This window comes from Paenibacillus sp. OAE614 (assembly GCF_040546645.1).
GTDB lineage: Bacteria > Bacillota > Bacilli > Paenibacillales > Paenibacillaceae > Paenibacillus_AQ > Paenibacillus_AQ favisporus.
In genome coordinates this window covers 5,845,399-5,869,193 of sequence record NZ_JBEPOD010000001.1, presented here as the reverse complement: position 1 = coordinate 5,869,193, position 23,795 = coordinate 5,845,399, and the positions used below count along the sequence as shown (strand labels likewise).

The window sequence follows — 23,795 nt, the reverse complement described above, 5'->3', positions numbered from 1 at the left end:
AGATTACTTTAGTTACAACATTAACCTTCAGGAAAATACAAGCTCTACTGCGATGCCCAACCGATACATTCTTATCTAATCAAAACTTTACCTATACCCTTGGCAAGGCAGCATGGTACCATATTACTGTTGTCCTATAATTTACCATCACTGGGGGGGTATCTTAATATATGAGCATCAACTTGCAAGATTGGATTCAGGACGCTGATTTGGTCAGCATTCAAAAGGCATTGGCTACGGGTGAATGTACCTCCGAAGCCCTCGTTCTAGCATATATCGAAAGAATTCATAGGTATAATCCTTTGATCAATGCTGTATTAGAGATTAATCCAGATGCGGTTGAAATCGCAAGGAATCTCGATTTTGAGCTAAAAACAACAGGTAGTCGGGGGCCTCTTCACGGAATACCAATCCTGCTCAAGGATAACATCGATACACACGACCGAATGCATACGAGCGCTGGTTCAATCGCATTGGCTGAGTCGTTTGCTCCTGAAGATTCGTTTATTGCCGCAAAACTCCGCGCTGCCGGCGCAGTTCTTCTAGGTAAGGCAAATATGACCGAGTGGTCGAATTTTATGTCCAGCCGTATGCCTGCTGGATTCAGTTCTAGGGGTGGATATGTGTTGAATCCATATGGACCTGGCAAGCTCTTCGTCAGCGGGTCAAGTTCAGGATCTGCTGCAGCACTAGCTGCGGACCTGGCAGCAGCAGCGATAGGAACAGAAACCGCAGGTTCGATTATTGGGCCGGCCAGCCAACATCTTCTCGTTGGAATAAAGCCTACTATAGGGCTTACGAGCCGCAGCGGCATAATCCCAATCTCCATAAGTCAGGATACACCAGGACCAATTTCCAAGACAGTCACTGATGCAGCGATTCTACTTGGAGCAATCGTCGGTTTTGACGAAAACGATGAGGCAACATGGACTAGCCCGCAACGTACTTCTCATGACTATACAACTTATCTCGACCGAGACTTTCTGCGTAAAGCTCGCATTGGGATTCCCCGACATTACTATGATTCATTGGATGAAGAAAGACTTTCAATCATGGAATCCGCCATTAATGTTCTACGTGAGCAAGGTGCTACAGTTATCGATCCTGTGGACCTCTATTTGGAACAGCATCCATGGAACAATGATGTTATCTGCTACGAATTCAAAACAGGCCTGAATCACTATTTATCGAAGTTGAGCTCGGATATGCCCGTGCATTCTCTTCAAGAATTGATTTCTTATAATCAGAAGCACGCTGCTTCCTCATTGAAGTTTGGCCAAGATAATCTGATTCGCTCGGAACAAAATGAACTAAACGAGACAACCTATCAACTTAAACGTCAAGAATATAACCATCCGACAGTATCGCAAGGAATTGACTATGCACTCGATCAACACGGCTTAGATGCATTAATGCTACCCGGTGATATTGATGGTATGTACATTGCTGCCAGATTAGGGTATCCCCTTATAACGGTGCCCGCCGGTTATTCAGCCAAAGGAACAATTGATGCGGATGGAGATTCGACGCAGGGTCCATTTGGTGTTGTCTTTTCCGGGAGGGCTTTCAGTGAGCCCACGTTAATAAGCATCGCCTATAGTTTCGAGCAGGCAACACTTTTTCGTCGTCCGCCAGATCTGGGTGAATTGATGTAGTCACTGATTCGTAATGATACCATTAGTCTTAACAGCTACGTATTGACCATGTCTCTGCAGGGGCTTAACCATCGTGATTACGCTAACGGGCAGTTATGCCGAATACAGAAGTTGAGGTTAATGGTAAAATTTGTTTGGAAGGATGCTGAGTCGAGTAATGAAACCAATTCTTAGTTGGGGTATTTATTTTTGTGCGATGTTTCTTATGAGTTATTACTTTGTGGATATGAGTTTTGTAAAATCCATTCAGTTTTCCGCAATCATCACAATAATACATATTGTGATGATCCTCATTGATAAGTTAACAAAGGGAAGCAGAACAATTAGTTGTCAGTTGCCACAACCCTTTATGTTACGCTATCAGGAGACATTTGTTTAAGATAGCAGCTGGCATGACGGTCCTCTGCCGTAAGCTTGATTGTAAAACGTAAGCACGTTATATCCTTGCATAAATGCTTGCAACCGCCTCTCTTATTAGGACGTAAAAGGGATAAAGCAGAAAGGATGAGCGCATATTTCTACCCGAGCGGTTTTATTCCGAAAAATGATAACACCTAGTTCTATTTTCTTCGTCTCCGTGCTCCTCGTGTCCGTCTTGACGGGCTTCTTTTCTAGACCCTATTTCACGGACCGCGTTTTCTACCTGAATGGGGATACATACAAATTCTCAAGGGAGCAAGACAGTCTAGTCACCTATCATAGCAGCACAGCCGGTCCCATCCAAGTACGCACCGACGACGAGTTGCACCGCACTTTGATCATCGGCGAGCAGTCCTATGCGATTGCGGATAAAAGCGTCCCTTACTCGACCAAGTTCCGCGTGACCTATCCGAACGGCCATGTCTACAGCGTCGAGGATAATAACGGCATGCTCTTGAGCTACGATGACAAAGGCAATATCGTCATGGTTATTCAGACGTACGTCAACGGCGAGCGGATCAAGGAGGAAGGGGAAGAAGATTTTCCGCCGTCGGCGCTCGTAAGCGCGGCTTACTCCGATTATCATGTCAAACGAGGCATGCCAGGGTTTCTAGTTCTTGCCCTCGGCTTGTTGATCTTTGGTTGGTGCAGCTTCCGGTACCAAGCCTTCCAGAATTTAATGTTCCGTCTATCCCCACAGCGGCTCATGTACGAGAACCCCGAACCGAGTGACTTCTATTATTTCATTAGCAAGGTCGGCGGCATTGTCGTGATGATCGGTTCGATTTTCATCGCTTTCAAAGCTTATTAGGCGCATGTGGACCGTTGCGCTGGCTGCGAACCATCCACCGAGCGGTGTATGGGTGGCTATTGACGAACCAGGCGGCGAGTGGTAAAGATCATCGGAGGACATTGGCTCCTGGATATAAACCGAATGGAAGAGTTGAGGAAACACTTTTTCTCCTGGAGGACAAGATAAATAGCTGGTTCATTGCGCTAACGGGAAACGATAATTCAACATAAGGGAGCAGAATGCCGTGGGCCGGCAGCTGTTCCTTTTTTGTTGAAGTAAACGGGCAGCATAGAGTATGCGAAGCACATCGCCGGCAGCTGATCATTTATTCATCATCATGTCCACACCATACAAAATGTTGTCTCATTCGTTCAAAGAATGATGTCGTTTGGGCGTTTATCATATCAGATAACACGATCCAATTTCATGTTCTCGTTAGTAGATATTCACGACGTATGATGACTAAGAAAGGCGTGATGATAGCAATGAAAAAAATCTATGTGGTCAACAAAACTCATTTGGACATTGGTTTTACCGATTTGGCAGAAAATGTCCTGCACAAGTATTGCCATGAATACATTCAAAACGCAATCACTTTAGCTGAAGACTTAAGAAAAGAGGGCAAAGACTTTGTTTGGACAACAGGCAGCTTTCTTATTGAATATTACTTCAAAAACATGGATGAAGAAGCTTGTCAAAAGCTGGACGACGCCATCAAGAAAGGTTACATACGCTGGCACGCGATCCCGTGTACGTTTCACTCTGAAGCGATGACATCTCAAACATTACATTACATCATTTCCATCTCCAAGAAGTTAGATGCTCGTTATGGATTCACAACAACAAGCGCAAAAATGACGGACGTCCCAGGACATACGATCGGGATTGTTGATGAGTTATATCGTCAAGGAGTTAAATTCCTGCACATTGGTGTAAATGGCTCGAGTTCCATTCCAGAGGTTCCGGATACATTTCTATGGAAGCATGGCGAAAGTGAGATCATTGTCTCTTATTCAGACGACTATGGCGGCGTCATCGGAGTGGATTGCATGGATAACAAGCTGGCGTTTATGCATACTCACGATAATAGTGGTCCAGGAACAAAGGAGAAAATTAACACGTATTTGTCAAAAATGGCCAATGAGTATCCAGACTATGAGCTTGAAATGACTTCCATGGATCAGTTTGCAAATGAACTTTGGGAAGTACGTGACCAACTGCCAGTGATTACAGAGGAGATTGGGGACACATGGATTCACGGAACGATGTCTGATCCGAAAATCATTCGGGATTACCGGATTTTAACGAATTACATGTCTGATCACCAAATCAAAAATGATGATGCGAATTTCTATGCGATGTTAGTTCCAGAGCACACTTGGGGAATGGATATCAAACGCTATTTCAGTGACTATATGAATTATGAAAAGAAAGACTTCCAGCGAGCGCGCAGTTTAGACCAAATTACCGATGCTGATTTAACCTACGCTTATGGCATTGTTAAAGATGCAACGGTTGGCGAAATGAAATTCACTTATAATGAGTGGACGGATCGTTCGTATAAATTTTATGAGTCTTCCTGGAAAGAACAACGGAAGAACATTGATCGTGCAATCGCTTGTTTGGAGCCCGAAGATCAACATAACATTAAAAAACGGATCGAAGTTCCCTATCATATCTTTGATAACCAAGGGACTGAATGTGGTTTGGAAGAATTGATTTCGATAAACGGGTATCAAGTGATGTTTGCTAGCGATGGTTCTATCAACCACTTAGAAAAGGATGGGATCCTTTACTTTGATCAGAACAACAAACTCGGGGTGCTGAGCTATACCATTGCCGGGCAAAATGACTATGATAACCTGCGTTACAACTATTTGCGTGAGCTGCAACATAATTGGTGGGCCATTGACTTTTTAAAGCCAGGAATGGAAATCCAAAAACGCATTCAATTGCATGAACATTTCACACCACATGTTATTAAATTAGTTAAGGAAAATGATTCGATCATTGCCACTTTAAAGTATAGCCAAAGAGCTGTGGAGGAGTATGGTGCTCCAAGAGTGGTAAAGGTTAAATATCAATTTGGAGATAAAGTTGAAATTGCACTTGTATTACAGGATAAAGATGCCATTCGTTATCCGGAAATTTATTCTTTTGACATGACACCACGCTTGAATTCGCCGTACTTAACGAAGATTCGTAAAATGGATACCGTGATTTCACCTTTTGCAGTGGTAGGTCACGGAAATAAGCTGCAGCACATGATAGAAGAGTTAATTTACGATGGCAGCGATAAAAAAATCAATATTAAACCGATTGATGCCCCTCTGTTGGGAATCGGAACCAATAACAATCTGAGTTATAACAACAAATACCATCCAGACAACCATAAATTTACGTTTACACTATTGAACACCACATGGGGAACGAATTTCACGATGTGGTATGAAGAAGATATTTTCGCCCGTTTTGAGTTAGTGCTGGGATAGTAAAAGGCAGTTCATTATAAAAGAAAAGAAGACAACAGGATCCTCCTGTGTGTCTTCTTTTTGGTTTAGATGCATAAATCAGGCACCGAGGAACATGTTCATGTCATCTTCCACATTGGTAATGCCGCCGATCCCGAAGTTGTCCACGAGGACTTTGGCCACGTTAGGCGACAGGAATGCAGGAAGCGTAGGGCCCAGATGGATATGTTTGACGCCAAGATACAGCAGGGCAAGCAGCACGATCACCGCTTTTTGCTCGTACCAGGCAATGTTGTAGGAAATCGGCAGTTCGTTGATATCCTCCAGGCCGAATACTTCCTTCAGCTTCAAGGCAATGACGACCAGGGAGTAGGAATCATTGCATTGCCCGGCATCCAGAACCCGCGGGATTCCGCCGATTTCACCTAAGTCCAGCTTATTGTATTTGTATTTGGCACAGCCTGCGGTCAAGATGACCGTGTCCTGTGGAAGTGCAGCCGCAAAATCGGTGTAATAATGGCGGGATTTCATCCGTCCATCGCATCCGGCCATGACGAAGAAGCGGCGGATCGCGCCGGATTTCACGGCATCGACGACTTGATCGGCCACGTTCATCACAGCCGCATGGGCGAAGCCGCCGATGATCTCGCCGGTTTCCAGCTCCGTTGGGGGCGGGCACCCTTTCGCTTGCTCAATCAGTGCCGAGAAGTCCTTGGCAGCGCAATCCGCTGCCTCCGGGATATGGCGGACGCCCGGAAAGCCGGTGTTGCCCGTCGTATAAATGCGGTCCTTGTAACTGTCCTTCGGCGGAATAATACAGTTGGTGGTCATCAGGATCGGTCCGTTAAAAGAGGCAAATTCGCTGTTCTGCTTCCACCAGGCATTTCCGTAATTGCCTACAAAGTGCTCATATTTCTTGAAAGCCGGATAATAGTGGGCAGGCAGCATTTCACTGTGCGTGTACACGTCCACGCCGGTTCCTTCCGTCTGCTTCAGCAGCTCTTCCAAATCCTTCAGGTCGTGGCCGCTGATGAGAATGCCGGGCCGGTTTCGAACCCCGATATTAACCTTCGTAATCTCCGGATTTCCGTACACGGATGTGTTTCCTTCGTCCAGCATCGCCATGGCGTTTACGCCGTATTTGCCGGTTTCCATCGCCAAAGCGACCAGATCCTGCACTTCAAGGCTGTCGTTCAGCGTAGCCGCAAGCGCGCGGCGCATAAACCGGTTTAATTCGATGTCATCTCGCTCGAGATGAAGCGCGTGGTACGTATAGGCAGCCATCCCCTTCAAGCCATACGTAATCAATTCACGCAGCGACCGGATGTCTTCGTTGCGGGTGGAGAGGACACCAACCGTACGAGCTTTTTCATCCATTGCAGCTTCATGATCCGCTTCCCAGACGGCAGCATCCGGGAGATGAGCCGTTCCTTCCGGATATTGTTCGTTATAATAGGCACGCACCTCGCTGCGGAGCGCGATCGCTTCCCGGATTCTCCCCACAAAAACCTCGCGGTCAAAGTTGGCGTTCGTAATGGTGGCAAACAAGGAGTCCATGATAAACAGCGATACACGCTGTTCCAGCACTTCCGGCAGCCGGACATCCAGACTGAGAAAAGAAATTCCTTTCAGCAGATAAATCAGCAAATCCTGCAGGTTCGCCACGTCATGCGGTTTGCCGCATACGCCGACAAGGGTGCAGCCTGTTCCTTTGGATGCTTCCTGGCATTGAAAGCAGAACATGGACGGCTGATGATTCAAGGACGGCTCTGTCGCGTTGTTATTCATGATTCTCCCCCGTTTCGTAAGTGATATGTCGCCTAAGGTCAACATACTTCCGCGTTGTCATTGGACTGTCAGAAACAGTATACTCCGCTGCGATCACCGAAAAAGTGATGAAAATCACTAGGACAGAGGAACATGGCGTACGATCCGGAGGCGAAGAACAAACGGGTACCGCTCGGCGACTGGCTGAAATATTCGGGAAATCAAGACACCTGCTCAAGGAGAAAAATAAAGAAATGCACGGCGAATTGGAAAAGAAGTGGAGCGGCTTTGGTTGATTTTGAAACGAGGGACCTTGATGATTTGTTCCGGTTCGTACGGAAAAAGTGTGACACCGAAACGAAGGAGAATGAAAGTGCAGACTTTGTGGGTTGTTTTTTAGCAGGGGGTTATTCATACTGAACAGAGGAGCAATGAAACGAGAGTTATTTTTAAATAGAAGAAAGCTTAGTTGAGATTATAGGAGGAACCATGTCCTGGAGTAAATTGAAGCAGCAGCTGGAGAGTTTTCTCTGTCCTGCGTTAGTTGGAAGGGTTGAATACCGTGCAACGGGTTATCGTTATATGCCTGATAAAGCAGGGCTTTGTTATATTTCGGTAGATAAAAAGGACGTCCTCCGAATGAATGATAAAACGAGTCCAATCCGGTGGTATCAGACGGAGCTGGAAATTAAGAATGATCCCGATATACAAATTCCGATCAGCGCTGAAGAATTGGAAGCGGTCCGAAAGGATACCAAGGGGAACGTTCCGGAGGATCGTCTAAAAGTCATTGCCAGAAACCGAAAAATAACAGGGTATGCCAAGGAGCTTATGACAGCACAGGCTTCATTAAGTAAATCCAATTTTGTCGCAGTAGCTAATCAATTTTTATCTACTTCTATAGAAGAAAACATCGAGAGCAAAGATATCCTATTGAATATTCTGGCTTTGGTGGACAGACGCGTTGGGAAAAAGCGGATTCTAAACATGTCCGAGAAAATGAAGGTAAAGCATCCTGTTGTGCAGTATTTTTATGAGCTACGGCGCAGCACGTGTTGAGAATCTATAACTTCTGTATTTGACGAGAACCCCGTCTATATCGACTGAACTAGAGTTGTGCATCAGAACTTCCTTGTTGTAGCGTCCGACCGCGGACTATAACATGGCTTTAGTTCATTCTGTATAGCGAAGGGTTTTTGTTTCGTTTATACTGATATAGCCAATTTTACTTTCTAGGAGTTGTCTGACGAACTATGAACAAGAAAGAAATCGCGCACATTCGCAAGCAGTTTAAGATGGATAATGAATTAATGAAGATTTTCGATATTCTGAACGTGTACATTATGAAAGAAACGAACGAGGTTTATCACTGGGAGCGGAATCCTTTTGAGTTAGTGGACCGGGAGAAGCAGGAGCTGTACATGGGCAATTTCAAAAAGCTGCTGACCGGCGAATTGGATCATAAGCTGTTCGAGCTCAAGTTTCAGGAGGAAGCGGAGGACCCTTCGAAGGTGCTGCTTCACCAAGCGATCCAGACGGGAGATCCCGAGGAGTGGCAGGATCTGATGATGCTGCTCGTGAACAAAATGTTGGCGGACACGACGTATGAACGGGATACGGTCATCACGTTCGTACGCGGACAATACTACCGGCCGACCAAGGCGAGGAATGATGCAGCGGAGGAGACCGGGAACGACGAGGTGTTCGGACATCCGTTCATTCTATGCAGCGTGAACTCTACGGAAAAGCAGCGGAAGGCGCTCTTGTTCGACTATGTGGAGAGAGAGTTTAAGTACAATGTTATTGTCGATCCGATTATCAAGCTCAGTACACCGGAGCAAGGGTTCTTCTATCCCAGCGTGACGGACAATTATTCCGACGTAAACCGGGTTCTCTATGCGACGGGAAAATCGAATGATCCGAACGAGCGTTTCATCTCGGATGTGTTGAATGCGGAACGGTCTGTGACGGCCATGGAAGAGCGAGAGATCTTTGAAGATATCGTGAAGGAAGTGGCGGGTGAACAGCTGGACTCAGCCACGATCGCGCACGTGTACGAAGAGATCCACCAAGTGATTGAATCCCACCAGGATGAGGAAGAACCGGCGAAGCTGGATTATACCGATGTGGAACGCGTGCTGACTGCAAGCGGCGTGGATAACGTGACCAAGGAAGCCGTGGAACGGGCGTTTGAAACCATCGTTGACGATAAGAACTATGAACTGAAGGCGAACAGCGTGATCCCGAAATTCACGTCCAAATCGATCAAGATCGATACCAAGGTAGCCACGATTACCATCAGCCCACAGGATTTAAGATATATCAAACAGGTGAGCTTTCAAGGCAAACGCTGCATTATGATTGAGGTTGACGAAGATGCTGTTATTGAGGGCTTTACGCTGACTACAGAGACGCTATTGGAAAAGGCGGATTGAAGGGATAGCAGCTTTTGAATTGGATTAAGCTTACGAGACGTCAGTAGATTAGGGAGATGCTCCCCTTACGTGGACAGGTTTTATGATTTCATCTGTCTAGCGGAAGGGGGGCATTTTTGTGTTTGGTTTATTTCGTGTGACTGTGACCATCGTGTTGGTGGCGAAGCAGATCAGCGACGCGCTGCGGGGATACGACGGAAGGAGTGACTCAAAGACGTAACTGATAAGCTGCTGAATCACCAGAAAAGCCGAAGTACGTCGTAATGCTGAACTGAACGGGATGAGTAACGTTACATTCGAGATCGGCGCGTCCGAAGATGTACTCCCTGCATAGAGTCATCGTTGTCAATTCGCCACGCAAGGGACGTGACCCGACGCCGGAGCGAGTGGTGTAGAGGAGGTTACGCCGGTGGATATGTTTCCGCATACGGTGCACGTGGAGTGCGTGGCTTTGTTGGTGAGGGAAGGTACAGAGAGATGAGATTGCAGTGGTGGAGCGGGTTTGAGGAGTAGTACAGTTAAGATGGAAATGCGAAACAATAGCGTAAAAATACTAGAGTTGACTGATTGTTGACGAAATTAATAGTTTAATATTAGATAACACCTGATGCGCCATCGGGTGTTTTTCACTTTATTACTGAAGTGATTACTTGCTGACTCTGATAAAATAATGAGTAATGGTCTTAATGACGGAATCTAATTATTGAACAGATAGAGCAGTACAATTTAGGGAAAAGACTAGGTTTAATGCTTGGGAATAATACGACTCTTCTCACCAGGCACTTGATAGGAGAATAAAGGAAATGGGTGGATTATGTCGAAACGTATAATATCTTATAGAAATATCAACGAGGTGAAAGAATGGAATTACTTGAAGTTGAAAGTTGATATTCCACGAACGGGAACATTTTTACTGATACACAGCTTTACACTGAAACAAAGAATGCTTGCTCTTTCTAGTAATAAATTTGAACATATAGTCCAGGAGGAAACGAGTATAAACTTTTTTGATCATTGAAATAACGATTTATCAGGCGCAGATTAGTACTGAGTAATAAGGAAGTATAGGTGAGACTAGATTTATTCTAAGGAGAGATCAAATGAGCCTTGGTATTTTATATTATCCTAACATTGGACTTCCTAACGATATATGGTTAAGAAAAACATTGTTATATACTGATGAGATTTCATCTATTGTCCCTTATGATTTAACGGGTCAATTCGATAATAATTCGGAATTATTGATGGGAGAAGGTATATTTAAACCATTATCGCCGGAAGAGTTTTTGGATAACGAGCTATATGCTAAAGTATTTGAAAATGAGTTTAGTAACACTATTAGTACAATCAATAAAACATCGAAATATAAACTATCTAATAAGAACAATTCAAGAAAAAGATCATTTATTTATAGAACAAAGTTTTCCTATCAAATATTTAATATGCTTCAAAGGAATGGGCTTATTTCAAAGTCTGAATCGGACTGGCATCAAATTGATGAGGAATTTGCAAAAATCTATCTTGCTAAATTGGCAAAGCACATGGCAAACTATCACGGATATGTGCCTGCCACCAATACAAATAAGAATGAGAGACTAGCTTTTTTGGAATATGACAAATTGTTTTTTACTCCAGTTGGGGTACTCATACATTCTGAATGTTTACCGACTCCAAGTGCGGGTACGACAATTCAAGAGATACTGCAGTTCAAAAAAAAACGTGCTGAAGATCTACTCAGATTCCGTACGATTATTAGGGAACACGAGCAGAAACTGAATAAAGCAATATCAATAGATGAAGTAAATTTAATAGTAGAAAGTTATAAGGAGGAGATAGAGAGGGGGATTAAAGAGATAAGTAGACTAATGAGCGATCAAAAGATTAACTTTCGTTTAGAGAGTATGAAAAGTTTAATCGATATTAAGATACCAGAATTATTTTATGTCGGCGCGGGAATAAGTGCTATTTCAGCTCCTCAACACTTAAAGTGGATTGGTCTAGGTATTGGAATATCTGCAATGGTAGGGGTTGGATACATTAAGAATCAAATAAACATAAGAAACCAGATAAATGCACACGGAATATCATATGTTTATCATGCTACAAGCCGTTTTAGTAATAATATGGCTCGAGGATAGGAAGAACAGTTAAATTTACTTGTTCCCCTCAAAGGAATCAAATAAAAATCCTTGCGGCAAAATCTATATATACGATACGTCAATCATAGTGACTAATATATTGAGATCTTTTCATTATCAGTAGAGGATGATGTGTAAATTATGTGGGGACAACAATTTCTTGAGTTTATCTCGAAAGATGCGACTACTTATGTTGGTGGTATTAGTATAACTACACTATTTATGGGGGCTATATTTTTTACATCAAAATTAATTACTAATTCCTTTGTGAATTCAAAGTTCAATAAAAATCTGGAAAATCATAAGTCTGATCTTATGAAGATTAACGATCAATACAGAAAAGAACTAAATAAAGAATTGGAAGAAACGAAGTCAGATTTCATGAAGATAAATGATAAATACAAACAGGAATTAAATGCTGATATTGAGCGGTTAAAGCACCAGCAACAGAGGACTTATAAAGACTTTGAGCTTTACACATCAAAAAAACACGAGCGTTATCCTGAACTCTATAAAAATATTGAAATTGCTTATGGAGCAATACTATCCTTGCATGGCTACTACAGAGATATTTCATTCGAAAATACAAATAAAGAAGATGTTATGGAATACTTAAAAGAATTAAGAATTACAAAAATGGACATTAATGAAGTTGACAGTTTGTGGCCTGATGATCAATCATCACCAAACCAACATGTTATAAAAAAGGTTAACTCGATAAGAACTTTAATAAAAAGAAACGAAGCTCATGAAAAATGGTCGGAGGCAAATGATACCCTCATTTTTAATGAATTATATTTATCTGAGGAGGTAGCTTTGCAATGTAGAAAACTTCTAAATGCGATGTGGGATTATTTAGAGGCGATAGAGATAGGCTTTGAATTTCTTGTCGGTGAAAATGCTTCAACAATTAGAAAGGAACTTCAAGATGATAAAAATAAATTAAAGATATTAATGAAAGCAGAATTAGCTGAAGCCCTTAAACGTAAAGAATAAATAATCTTTTTAAATTAAGAGTCTAATTAAAAAAATTCTTCGCGGTGATCTGAGTATTAAAACTCAAGGCAATACTACTACCACATGGATCTTTCATTCGATACCTAAGTGATAATTTTGGCACGCAAAACTTAGCTAATATTTCTGGAAAACATATTGCTGGATATGTAGAAGAGCGTCAAGCAGAAGGAAAGTCGGCCTCAACAATTGCTCTGGACCTTTGTGTTATTCGGTACTCTCATGACCAGATGGGGGGATCTAATACACGACATAGGATTCCAAATAATACATAACTACAAAATAGATTTGGAGTTTCGCTGGAATCTCCGAGTCTATCTCGTGGAAGTCACGGATAAACTCATATAATTGGTATTCTTCGATAGTGTCGTCTTCTACCATCCAAAACAGGAAGGAGCTAATTGGGTAGTAGCTTTTTGTATAGTTATAGGCGTTTGAAATGACATTTTTCTCGTCCTTTCATATTCATTGGCAAAAATTATGCAATAAAAATTATATCATGTGGTTTTATTTAAAGACATCATAAATTAGTTAAAGCACATTGAAAATTTGTGTTTGCAAATTAATTATTTAATATTGTGCCTATGTACTTTATAATGAAAACGTAGGCGAGGTGAAAATCATGGCCGTTAGTTATAAAAAGCTCTGGAAACTGTTGATAGATAAAGATATGAAAAAGAAAGATTTACGTGAGGCTGCCTGTATTAGTACGGCTTCTATGGCTAAACTCGGAAAAAATGAAAATGTAAATATGGATATTTTGGTCAGAATATGCAAAGCGCTCAATTGTGACATTGCAGACATTATGGAAATTGCAAACGATGATGACCAGTTGAAAAGGAGTAATAAAGCGTGAGTAATCAAACAGCAGAGGTAATTAGACCTGATTTTATTAATGACGACGGCACCAAGCTGTTTAATCACTTATATCAGGCTTGCAATATCCTACGAGGACCGGTGGCCGCGGATGAGTATAAGACCTACATATTTCCGATGATGTTTTTTAAACGTTTATCGGACGTGTATGATGATGAAACCCGAGCAGCTCTAGAGGAATCTGGCGGAGATGAAGAATATGCCAATTTCCCCGAAAATCATCGCTTTGTGATTCCAGAGGGATGCCATTGGAATGATGTACGTGAAAAGACTTTCAATATCGGTGCGGCGATTCAGTATGCGATGCGTGGTATTCAAAAAGCAAACCCCGACACTCTCTTTGGCATTTTCGATGACTTCGACGAAGCAAAGTGGACAAATAAAGAAAAGTTGAGTGACGACCGATTAAAAGATCTCACTGAGCACTTTTCTTCTTTGAGCTTGGGTAACAATTCATTTTCCGCTGATGTAATGGGGCAAGCATATGAGTATCTAATTAAGAAATTTGCTGATATTACAAAAGATAGCGCTGGTGAATTTTACACCCCACGCGCAGTCGTTAAACTTTTGGTAAACCTTCTAGATCCCAAAGCCGGTGAAACCATCTATGATCCAGCCTGTGGTACTGGCGGTATGTTAATCGAAGCACGAAACCATATCAATGACCAGAGTCTTTCACTTGGCAAGCTGTATGGACAAGAGAAGAACCTGTCCACATCAGCTATCGCACGCATTAATTTATTTGTACATGGTGCAGATGACTTCAAAATCATGCGAGGAGATACCCTGCGTCAACCGGCATTCATTTCTAATGACCAAATTCAGACCTTTGATTGTGTGATCGCAAATCCACCTTTCTCGCTGCAAAAATGGGGTGATGACATGTGGATCAACGACCCGTATGGAAGAAATATTTTTGGTGTACCACCAGCAAACAACGGTGACTTTGCTTGGATTCAACACATGATTAAGTCAATGGCTCCCAAATCCGGTCGCATGGCTGTTGTTCTTCCGCAAGGTGTCTTATTCCGGGGAGGAAAAGAGGGGGAAATCCGCCAAAAACTGATTGAAACTGATATGATTGAATGCATTATTGGATTAGCAGATAATCTGTTTTATGGTGCTTCACTAGCAGCTTGTATTCTTGTTTTTAAAAAAAGAAAAGCAGCTTCAATGCGCAAACAAATTAGATTTGTAGATGCCTCGACGATATTCAAACAAGGAAGAGCACAAAATTTCCTAACAGATGATCATATAAATATCATATACGAGCATGCAACTAGTACATTAGAAACCAATTACGCCAGAACTGTGTCGTTAGAAGAAGTGCGACAATTGGAGTACTCTTTGCATATTCCTCAATACATCGAAAAAAAACTGGCATCTGACGAAATTCCATTTGAAAATGCTATTGCAAATCTAAGGGTTTGCCGTTCAACTGCTTACACAGCAGAAGAACGCTTTATTCAGCTTTTGCGTGAGGAAGGGTTATTCAATGAGTAGGATCACGATATCGGAACTTGAAAAGTATCTCTGGGATGCGGCTATTATTTTGCGCGGAAGCATGTCTGCAGGAAGTTATAAAAATTATATATTTCCTCTCTTATTTTATAAACGCACATGTGATGTGTACGACGAAGAATACCGCATCGCCTTAGAAGAATCAGATGGTGATACTAATTATGCTACTTTCGCAGAGAATCATCGTTTCCAGGTGCCTATTGAAGCTCACTGGAGCAAAATTCGTGATGTGTCCAGCAACATAGGTTTGGCCATTCAAAAAGCACTGCGAGATATTGAAAAGGCCAATAATGATTTGCTTTCTGGTGTGTTTGGTGATGCCGCATGGACGAATAAAGAGCGACTTCCAGATCACCTTCTAAAAGAACTAATAGAACATTTTAGTTCGCAGGTACTTTCTCTTGAAAACTGTCCAGAGGATGAACTTGGCTACGGCTATGAATACTTGATAAGAATGTTCGCAGATGACAGCGGCCATACTGCACAGGAGTTTTATACTAACAGGACAGTTGTGCATCTAATGACCGAACTTCTTCAGCCACAGCCCGACGAGAAAATATATGACCCAACCTGTGGCTCCTCGGGCATGCTTATTTCCTCAATTTCCTATTTGAAAAATCAGAACAAGGAATGGCGTACAGTACAACTTTATGGACAAGAGCTCAACTTACTGACATCGGCAATCGGACGGATGAACCTCTTTCTCCACGGTGTGGAAAATTTCAAAATTGTGCAGGGTGATACACTAGCTCATCCGTTCTTTTTGAATGAAGAAGGTAAGATTCAACAATTCGATTTAGTGCTTGCTAATCCACCGTACTCAATTAAGCAGTGGAACCGTGACTTGTTTTCCGCAGATCCATATGGTCGAAACTTTCTGGGTACCCCTCCTCAGGGACGTGCTGATTTTGCCTTTTTTCAACATATCCTGAGTAGCATGGACCCAGAGACTGGACGTTGCGCGATTCTGTTTCCCCACGGTATTCTCTTTCGTAATGAGGAGACAGAGATGCGTAAGAAGTTAGTAGAATCCGATTTAGTGGAGTGCGTCATTGGTATTGGCAAAGGTTTATTCTATAATTCACCAATGGAAGCCTGCATAGTGATTTGCCGAACCAAGAAATCTACTAAATTAAAAAATAAGGTATTATTCATTAATGCTAAGAATGAAGTCACTAAAGACCGAACTTATAGTTTCCTTGAAGATAAACATATAAAGAAAATCGCGGACGCTTATCATGCTTTTGAGGATATTGATGGATTCGCTGCTGTAGCCGAGAAGAAAACAATTCTAGCGAATAATGGGCTTCTCAGCATCCCACTTTATGTACGCAGCACTATTACTGATCCATCAACTGACACGGAAAGTGAATTTTCCGAAATCCTAAACGATTGGTTAATTTCTCGAGATGATTTTCATAGTAACATTGATGAGTTAATGTTAATGCTAGAAAAGCGGTGAATACTAATGTTTGGTATAGATAAATGGTTAAAAGTAACATTAAATGATGTAGCAGAAGAAATCTCAATTCGTGAAGAAAATCCATCTACTTCTGGATATGACCGCTTTGTCGGTCTTGAACATTTTGTCTCAGGAGAATTTGTTATCCGTAATTACGGGAGGCCAGAAAACTTAGTCTCTGCCATGAAAGTTTGTAATGCAGAAGATATTCTTTTAGCTCGTCGAAATGTTTATTTAAAACGTGCAGCTATGGTAAACTTTGATGCCCTTTGTTCAGGTGATGCAATTGTCTTGCGTAAAAAGGCGGAGATTTTATACCCTCAATACCTTCCACTAATATTGAATACAGACCATTTTTGGCAATACGCTAACGCAAATGCAAATGGTTCCATGTCAAAGCGTATCAATGTTAAAACGCTAATGAAATACGAATTTCTTTTACCATCGTATGAGGAGCAGCGGCGCATTGCTGAACTCCTCTGGGCAGCAGATAAAGTTATCGAAAGTAAGAGGAAATTGCTAGCTGCAATAATTACGGTTCAGAATATCGAAATCAACTCTTATTTCTCAGCTGAAAATGTGGAGAGAAATAGTTGGCCTATTGTTCCGTTGTCTTCTGCAACAACAATGCAGACCGGTATTACTTTGGGTAAATCTTATACTGGTGAATTAAATAGCTATCCTTATTTACGAGTAGCTAATGTGAAAGATGGCTATTTGGATCTTAAAGAAGTGAAAGTACTGGAATTGCCGCACGAGAAAAGTAATCGTTACCTTTTACAAAAAGATGACTATTTGATGACCGAGGGCGGTGATTTAGATAAAGTTGGGCGTGGTACTCTTTGGAACTGTGAAATTCAACCGTGTTTGCATCAAAATCATGTTTTTTGCATAAGAGCTAACAAAGATAGTTTACTACCACGTTTTCTGGCTTATATCACCAGTAGTCTTTATGGAAAGTCTTATTTTTTAAAGTGTGCAAAAAAGACTTCAAATCTTGCATCAATTAATTCAACACAGGTTAAGGCTTTCCCACTGATTTTACCATCCATAAATGAACAAGTTGTATTCATTGAGAAAATGGACTATTACGAAAATGCAAAAGTTTCTACACAAGAAGATATTTCGAGGCTTCAATTGATGCTAAGGAAACTAATTAACGACGTAATAAGATATGAATAGGAGGTGTTTCAGCTAAATGTTTAACGAGGATAATACCATAGAACAATTAATCATTAAAACAGCTCGACTTAATGGTTGGACTTATATTGAAGCAAACAAACTGCCACGCGACTTCAGTGACGTCATTGTTGAACGGTACCTTGTTGACGCGCTCATTCGGCTTAACCCTGAAATTGCTGACATCCCTGAACGTGCTGACGAAGTTGTCTATAAGCTACGTGCCATTCTTTTATCTTGCGAGGGAGAAGGTTTAGTACGTGCTAACGAGCGCTTTATTGAATGGTTACGGGGAGAGAAAACCATGCCATTTGGTAAGAATGGTGATCATACACAGGTCAAGTTGATCGATTTTGATAATCCGAAAAACAATCAATATATTGTGACAAGTCAGTGGGTGTACCCTCGTATGGAAGGTGGCCGCAGGTTCGATATTACCTTGCTGATTAACGGCATACCAGTTGTCATCGGTGAAACTAAAACACCGGTACGCCCCTCTATTACATGGGTTGATGCCGCGCACGACATCAGTAGTTATGAAAAAAGTATCCCACAGATGTTCGTTCCAAACGTATTTAACTTTGCTACCGAGGGTAAGTGTTATCGCTATGGATCGGTAAAAATGCCACTTAATCTGTGGGGTCCGTGGCATACCGGTGAAGATAAATCAGAAGGTACTCTAGCAGATGTGGAGCGCAGCATCACAACGATGCTCACTCCAGATATTGTGCTGGATCTTCTAATGAATTTCACCATGTATGCAAATGACAAGAAGTTCCGGCGAATTAAAATTATTGCCCGCTATCAACAATTTGAAGGTGCAAATATGATCGTTGAGCGTGTTGTCGCTGGTTATCCAAAACGCGGCCTTATTTGGCACTTCCAAGGATCGGGTAAATCACTGCTGATGGTTTTCGCCGCGCAAAAGCTTAGAATGCATAACAAGCTGAAGAACCCGACTGTAATTGTTGTCGTTGACCGTATTGATTTGAATACACAGATCACTGCTACCTTTAACGCATCTGAAATTGAAAATATGATCGGAGCGGAATCCCGTGAAGATCTTCAAAAATACTTAGAACAGGATTTGCGGAAGATCATCATCACGACGATTCATAAATTTGGCGAAGCAGACGGCTTTTTAAATAACAGATCCAATATCATTGTAATGGTTGACGAGGCACACAGGACTCAAGAGGGAGACCTCGGACGAAAGATGCGCAACGCTTTGCCAAATGCGTTTATGTTCGGTCTTACTGGTACACCTATCAACCGGGCTGATAAAAATACATTTTTGGCTTTTGGTGCTCCCGAGGATGAGAATGGCTATATGAGCCGTTATACCTTCCAAGATTCCATCCGTGACAAAGCCACACTACCCCTTTATTTTGAAGCCGTTGATGTAAAGCTACATATTAATCGTGAAGCTATCGATGAAGCCTTTGCTCAATTGACCGACCAATTATCCGAAGAGGATAAGGACGAACTAACGAAAAAGGCTGCTAAGATGGCTGTACTGATTAAAGCACCAGATCGTGTCCGATCCATCTGTCAGCATATCGCCAAACATTATTACGAAAAAGTACGTCCTAACGGTTTTAAAGCACAGGTTGTTACTTTTGACCGTGAATGTTGTGTTCTTTACAAAGAGGTGCTGGATGAATTCATTGGCCCTGAGCGTTCTGCGATTGTAATGCATACCACTGGAGGTAAAGCCGATGAGTATGCGAAATGGAAACTTAGCCGAGATGCAGAGGAAAAACTTCTCAACCGATTCCGTGATCCCTCTGATCCGCTTGAGCTTTTAATCGTTACATCCAAACTACTGACTGGCTTTGATGCTCCTATTTTGCAGACCATGTATTTAGATAAGCCAATGAAAGATCATACTTTGTTACAGGCTATTTGCCGTACCAACCGTTTGTATGAAGGTAAGACTAATGGTTTGATAGTGGACTATCTCGGCATCTTCGATGATGTAACGGAAGCACTAGATTTTGACGATAAAGCCGTTCAAAAGGTTGTTAACAACATCGATGGAGTAAAGGATGAATTTCCAATTTGGATGGCAAAATGCATTGGTTACTTCCCTAATGTAGACCGTACAAAATACGGCTTTGAAGCATTAATGGAGGCCCAAGAATGTCTGGCAGATGTCAGGATAAAAGATGCCTTTGCATCTGATTTCTCAGTTCTCCATAAAGCCTGGGAAGCCTTATCTCCTGATCCAATACTGGATGCATATCAACCAGACTACAAATGGCTGTCACAGGTCTATGAATCCGTGAAACCCGTTTCGGGAATCGGTGCGCTTCTGTGGCACTCATTTGGTGCGAAGACCATAGAGCTCGTTCATCAGAATGTCGTCATTGATGACGTACGTGATGACCTTGAAACGCTAGTTTTAGATGCAGATATCCTGCAAGAATTCATGGATGCTAAGGACCCAAAAAAGAAAAGCCGTGAAATTGAAATCAAATTAATTGCGCGGCTCCGAAAACATGCCAGTAACCCGAAATTCATTGCCTTGGGTGAGCGTCTTGAGAAACTCCGTGAAAGGCATGAGCAAGGACTTGTAAATAGCATTGATTTCCTTAAAGCGTTGTTGGAGCTGGCAAAGGACGTTGTCCATGCGGAAAAGTCAGTCGATCCACAGGAAGAAAAAGATCAAGCTAAAGCTGCTTTGACAGAATTATTTTCTGAAGTGCGATCTGAAAAGACGCCAGTTATCGTTGAGAAAATCGTAAACGATATTGATGAAATTGTTCGTTCTGTTCGTTTCCCCGGATGGCAGAATACCTCAGAAGGAGTACGTACGGTTAAGCAAAGTCTGCTCAAAACCATCCGCTTAAAATATAAGATTCTTGATCAGGATGTTTATGACAAGGCGTATTCATATATTGAAATGTACTACTGATTCGACATCAGATTTTGGGATATATTTATTGGCCATCCTTCAATACATACTATATAAATTACTCCTAAGTGTTTCCGTATTCTAGAAATAAAAAAGGAGATGTGGCATTTGATTTATAGTAGAAGAACTATCATTGAATCGTTGGATTTGTTGGAGATAAAGACAAATGCCGATATCGACCAGTTTGCAATTACTTATGACATCCAAGAATACGCTGTTGGAACAAGTAAGACTCATAAGGTCAATGGTATCAGAAAATATCTTACTAATGGAAAAGCGCCAGAAGAACTTGTTATTGAAGCTGTAAGTGATTTGATTGAGAGAGAATTACGACGATTGGAAAAGATGAATAGTTGGGGAGATGGCCCCACTTTAGAGCAGGAATATCCAAAGCTTATGAGTTTACTTCGACAAGATGGTTTTAATATCGTGGATTATAAACTAGTCCGTGAACTTCCCGAATCACTAACAGTCTGGAAATATGAGAGCGAGTTGTTTACCTTACTTGATAAGTACTCCTTTTTAACTTGCAGGGGGCATTTGGAGCAAGCAATTGACAATCATGCAATAGGAAACTGGGCAGCAGCTAATGCACAAATGCGAGCATTCATGGAGGGCTTATTTGATGCGATGGCCGATAAAATCTTCGGAGACCGTGTGAAGGACTTTAGTAGCACTACCAAAAGGGATTGGTTGGGTAAAACTATACCACCAATTCTTGACCCAGCTCTTAACGAAATAGAAGAACAAGGGAAGAACTTTTCTAACGGCTTTATGAAGAGATTACATCCTGAAGGAGCTCATGCTGGACTATCTAATCTTGAGGATAGTACATTTCGCTTACATCTTGTGATTTTGGTAGCTTCTCATTACCTCAGGAAATTTGACCAGGGAGTAACAGTTCCTAATATATAAATTACAACCGGCGATGCCAATAATATTCTCTTTAATTCACATGTTGACGACTTTTTGACGAATATCGTCAACAAGCATTAAAACAAAAACAAAACGAACAATATGCGTTGGATAAAACCCTTATAAATTAGGGGTTTTATCCGACTAATACAGACCCCAACCAACCCCCACATGTTCCCGCATACGGTGCATGTGGAGAGAGTGGCTTGGTTGGAATTAGTATAATATTCGCACTCGCGATCAGTCTTCTTTTGAGTTTAACAGAGCAGTAAATTACATAAAGTATGTAACGAACCCATAGTTCCTAATCAAACACCAAACAGATATATCGAAGTAGATTGTTTCTTGTGACACAATGTTGCCGGCGGACAAAAACTTTGACCCATTTAAGTCACTAATTCAATTATTTCTGGATATTTTCTGAGTTGGATAATTTTATGAACTTTGTGAATATTACGTTATCTGAAAGATAAGCATAACCTTATAGGTAAGGGTGATTCGTTTGAAGCATGGAATCATTGTGTTGATGGACGGAACTTCAAGTGCAGGAACAATGAGTATTAACTGATCAATCAGAAAGAGATTCTTTTTCATCATTTATCAATAGGTGATTTTATCAAGGATTTTTTTATAATAAATTTTTCAGATATTGAACCTACAAGAGAAGTAGATGAGCAAGTTGTCGCACAAATAATTCGATGAAAAAGGAGGAAGTTCAACGGTCACACTTCCACGCCTACATTATTCATCTTGTACCATCCGACTTCGCGTTTGTACCATCCCATGACTATCTCTGCGATTAACTGATCATATTCATCCTTATTCAGTTTCAAGCCACTTTTTCAAATGAATTCTCCTTTGAGAAGTTTATAACCATACTATTCGAGTTGAAGTTTAGATATTCTTAGCAGTCAGTTTGATATTTCATAGACAAATCATAGACTTCTTTGTGGTTAATTTTGGTTTCATAACATGACAGACATACAGTTAATCACATCACTTCCCTTTAAACTCACATAGCTGTTCCGAAAATAACAATGTGATAGATCACTTTTATGTCTTTTTATTAAATAGCCCAATATTGGAAAATGTTCTAATAGTTGATCTTTACACAAGAAGCTGATTGGAATTCCAATCAGCTTCTTTGCTATGTAAGATGTTTTCTTATGATTTAAAAATAGCTTTTAGCACATTCTTTGCCATAGAGATCTGCTGCGGACTTTGTTGTTCGAGCAAATGCACTATTTCTTGAAGATCAGCTTGTGATTCTTCATTACTTCCTACACTGGAATAGGTGAAGAGTTGAGATATATCTACCTCTAATGCCTCCGCGATCTTTGCAAGATTTAACAGAGCCACATTTTTTTCACCGCGCTCGATTTGTCCGATATATGAGAAATGAAACCCACCTTTTTCCCCGAGAGCTTCTTGCGTTAATCCCTTTTCTTTTCTCAAATCACGTAGACGAGCACCTAATCGGAGAAGGATCTCTTTATCCGTCATCATTTCCACACCTCACTACTAAAAAGTGTAGATAAATTAATAGCAGCTATACACCAGTACTTGAATATTGAAAATAATACTTATAGATATTAATTTGGTGTATAATGGTAAATATAAGTATTTCCACGATCCATAAATTCAAAACATCCGAGGCAATGATTTCAATATGAGTCGTACAATAACCGAAGTGGGAGCTGAAGTATGTGGATAAGCATTCAACCTCCATGGATAATTGCACAGATACGATGAATAAGACGTCAAGATTACAGAGAAATGGGGCTATTCAAGCGAGAATCATTAATAAGTTACTCGATCGCTCACAGATCTATATGGATTCGGCATATCGTTTGATACACCAACCCTCAGCTCATATTTGCATTGTGTTAGGTGATCGAGCATTAGAGTCTATGCTGATGGCACTGTATATAAAAGAAAACGATTTGACTTCTCTTCCTCATTCACTATCCCTAGATGATGTGGCTTGGCTCACAGCTGAGGAGTCTGGCTTTGATTTGGATACTGTGATGTTTATTCAGTCCAATCATTTTCTGGCAAGCTTCAAAGATACTGCTCTCCTTCAACAAACCCAATTCACTCATCTTAAGAGATTGCTAAGTAGAGTGGACGATGTATTAACTCGTTTATCACGAAGAATCTCGACCCATAGCTTGGAAGAGGGGCGATCCATATTTTCCAAAAAAGATGTCCAATAATTCTCTCAAGTGAAGT

The 23,795-nt window shown here is 41.4% G+C and carries 17 protein-coding genes and 1 pseudogene; 16 read left to right on the top strand and 2 right to left on the bottom strand.

All coding sequences use genetic code 11. The annotated features are described in order from the left end of the window. Positions 1–170: 170 nt before the first annotated feature. The 3 genes from ABIE48_RS26945 to ABIE48_RS26935 all read left to right on the top strand — a co-directional run bounded on the left by ABIE48_RS26945 (position 171) and on the right by ABIE48_RS26935 (position 5,360). Positions 171–1,655, top strand: coding sequence for an amidase family protein (locus ABIE48_RS26945; protein ID WP_192717149.1), 1,485 nt, complete (start codon positions 171–173; stop codon positions 1,653–1,655). Between the two features lie 544 nt (positions 1,656–2,199). Further along, a complete protein-coding gene (locus ABIE48_RS26940; RefSeq protein WP_192717148.1) occupies positions 2,200–2,886 on the top strand; it encodes a DUF6199 family natural product biosynthesis protein in 687 nt (228 codons plus the stop codon). 467 nt (positions 2,887–3,353) lie between these two features. Beyond that, positions 3,354–5,360: a DUF5054 domain-containing protein gene (locus ABIE48_RS26935; protein WP_354519996.1), complete on the top strand. Its 2,007-nt coding sequence runs from the start codon at positions 3,354–3,356 to the stop codon at positions 5,358–5,360. 78 nt (positions 5,361–5,438) lie between these two features. Here the strand turns inward: ABIE48_RS26935 and hcp are convergent, their stop codons facing one another. Further along, the gene (hcp, locus tag ABIE48_RS26930; protein WP_192717146.1) at positions 5,439–7,127 is read right to left on the bottom strand and encodes a hydroxylamine reductase; all 1,689 of its coding nucleotides are present in this window, start codon (positions 7,125–7,127) and stop codon (positions 5,439–5,441) included. 468 nt (positions 7,128–7,595) lie between these two features. On the opposite strand from hcp, the gene ABIE48_RS26925 reads away from it, so the two are divergent. From ABIE48_RS26925 to ABIE48_RS26870, 12 genes and pseudogenes are all read left to right on the top strand, one after another. Beyond that, the gene (locus tag ABIE48_RS26925) at positions 7,596–8,165 is read left to right on the top strand and encodes an SF0329 family protein (protein ID WP_192717145.1); all 570 of its coding nucleotides are present in this window, start codon (positions 7,596–7,598) and stop codon (positions 8,163–8,165) included. A gap of 194 nt (positions 8,166–8,359) precedes the next feature. Beyond that, positions 8,360–9,541 carry a DUF4317 domain-containing protein gene (locus tag ABIE48_RS26920; protein ID WP_076176604.1) on the top strand — a complete coding sequence of 394 codons (1,182 nt, stop codon included), beginning with the start codon at positions 8,360–8,362 and terminating at the stop codon, positions 9,539–9,541. Between the two features lie 250 nt (positions 9,542–9,791). Beyond that, positions 9,792–10,022: pseudogene (locus tag ABIE48_RS26915) on the top strand (23S rRNA (uracil(1939)-C(5))-methyltransferase RlmD); the annotation flags it as partial. Positions 10,023–10,641: 619 nt separating this feature from the next. Continuing rightward, positions 10,642–11,679, top strand: coding sequence for a DUF6236 family protein (locus ABIE48_RS26910; RefSeq protein WP_192717144.1), 1,038 nt, complete (start codon positions 10,642–10,644; stop codon positions 11,677–11,679). Positions 11,680–11,820: 141 nt separating this feature from the next. After that, positions 11,821–12,675 carry a hypothetical protein gene (locus ABIE48_RS26905; RefSeq protein ID WP_192717143.1) on the top strand — a complete coding sequence of 285 codons (855 nt, stop codon included), beginning with the start codon at positions 11,821–11,823 and terminating at the stop codon, positions 12,673–12,675. A 71-nt stretch (positions 12,676–12,746) separates the two neighbouring features. Further along, positions 12,747–12,968, top strand: coding sequence for a site-specific integrase (locus ABIE48_RS26900; protein WP_192717227.1), 222 nt, complete (start codon positions 12,747–12,749; stop codon positions 12,966–12,968). A gap of 347 nt (positions 12,969–13,315) precedes the next feature. Then, entirely contained in the window at positions 13,316–13,549 is a 234-nt protein-coding gene (locus tag ABIE48_RS26895) for a helix-turn-helix domain-containing protein (RefSeq protein WP_192717142.1), read from the top strand. After that, positions 13,546–15,072: a type I restriction-modification system subunit M gene (locus ABIE48_RS26890; RefSeq protein ID WP_354519992.1), complete on the top strand. Its 1,527-nt coding sequence runs from the start codon at positions 13,546–13,548 to the stop codon at positions 15,070–15,072. The genes ABIE48_RS26895 and ABIE48_RS26890 overlap by 4 nt, the downstream gene beginning before the upstream one ends. After that, positions 15,065–16,552 carry a type I restriction-modification system subunit M gene (locus ABIE48_RS26885; RefSeq protein WP_192717141.1) on the top strand — a complete coding sequence of 496 codons (1,488 nt, stop codon included), beginning with the start codon at positions 15,065–15,067 and terminating at the stop codon, positions 16,550–16,552. The genes ABIE48_RS26890 and ABIE48_RS26885 overlap by 8 nt, the downstream gene beginning before the upstream one ends. Before the next feature lie 6 nt (positions 16,553–16,558). Continuing rightward, positions 16,559–17,734, top strand: coding sequence for a restriction endonuclease subunit S (locus ABIE48_RS26880; RefSeq protein ID WP_192717140.1), 1,176 nt, complete (start codon positions 16,559–16,561; stop codon positions 17,732–17,734). Between the two features lie 16 nt (positions 17,735–17,750). Beyond that, positions 17,751–20,648 carry a type I restriction endonuclease subunit R gene (locus ABIE48_RS26875; protein ID WP_192717139.1) on the top strand — a complete coding sequence of 966 codons (2,898 nt, stop codon included), beginning with the start codon at positions 17,751–17,753 and terminating at the stop codon, positions 20,646–20,648. Positions 20,649–20,756: 108 nt separating this feature from the next. Next, the gene (locus tag ABIE48_RS26870; RefSeq protein ID WP_192717138.1) at positions 20,757–21,563 is read left to right on the top strand and encodes a hypothetical protein; all 807 of its coding nucleotides are present in this window, start codon (positions 20,757–20,759) and stop codon (positions 21,561–21,563) included. Positions 21,564–22,727: 1,164 nt separating this feature from the next. On the opposite strand, the gene ABIE48_RS26865 is transcribed toward ABIE48_RS26870, so the two are convergent. Then, positions 22,728–23,066, bottom strand: a complete 339-nt coding sequence (locus tag ABIE48_RS26865; RefSeq protein WP_192717137.1) for a helix-turn-helix domain-containing protein — start codon at positions 23,064–23,066, stop codon at positions 22,728–22,730. Between the two features lie 203 nt (positions 23,067–23,269). Here ABIE48_RS26865 and ABIE48_RS26860 point away from each other — a divergent pair, with 203 nt between their 5' ends. Beyond that, positions 23,270–23,779, top strand: a complete 510-nt coding sequence (locus ABIE48_RS26860; RefSeq protein ID WP_192717136.1) for a hypothetical protein — start codon at positions 23,270–23,272, stop codon at positions 23,777–23,779. The last annotated feature ends 16 nt before the right edge of the window (positions 23,780–23,795 follow it).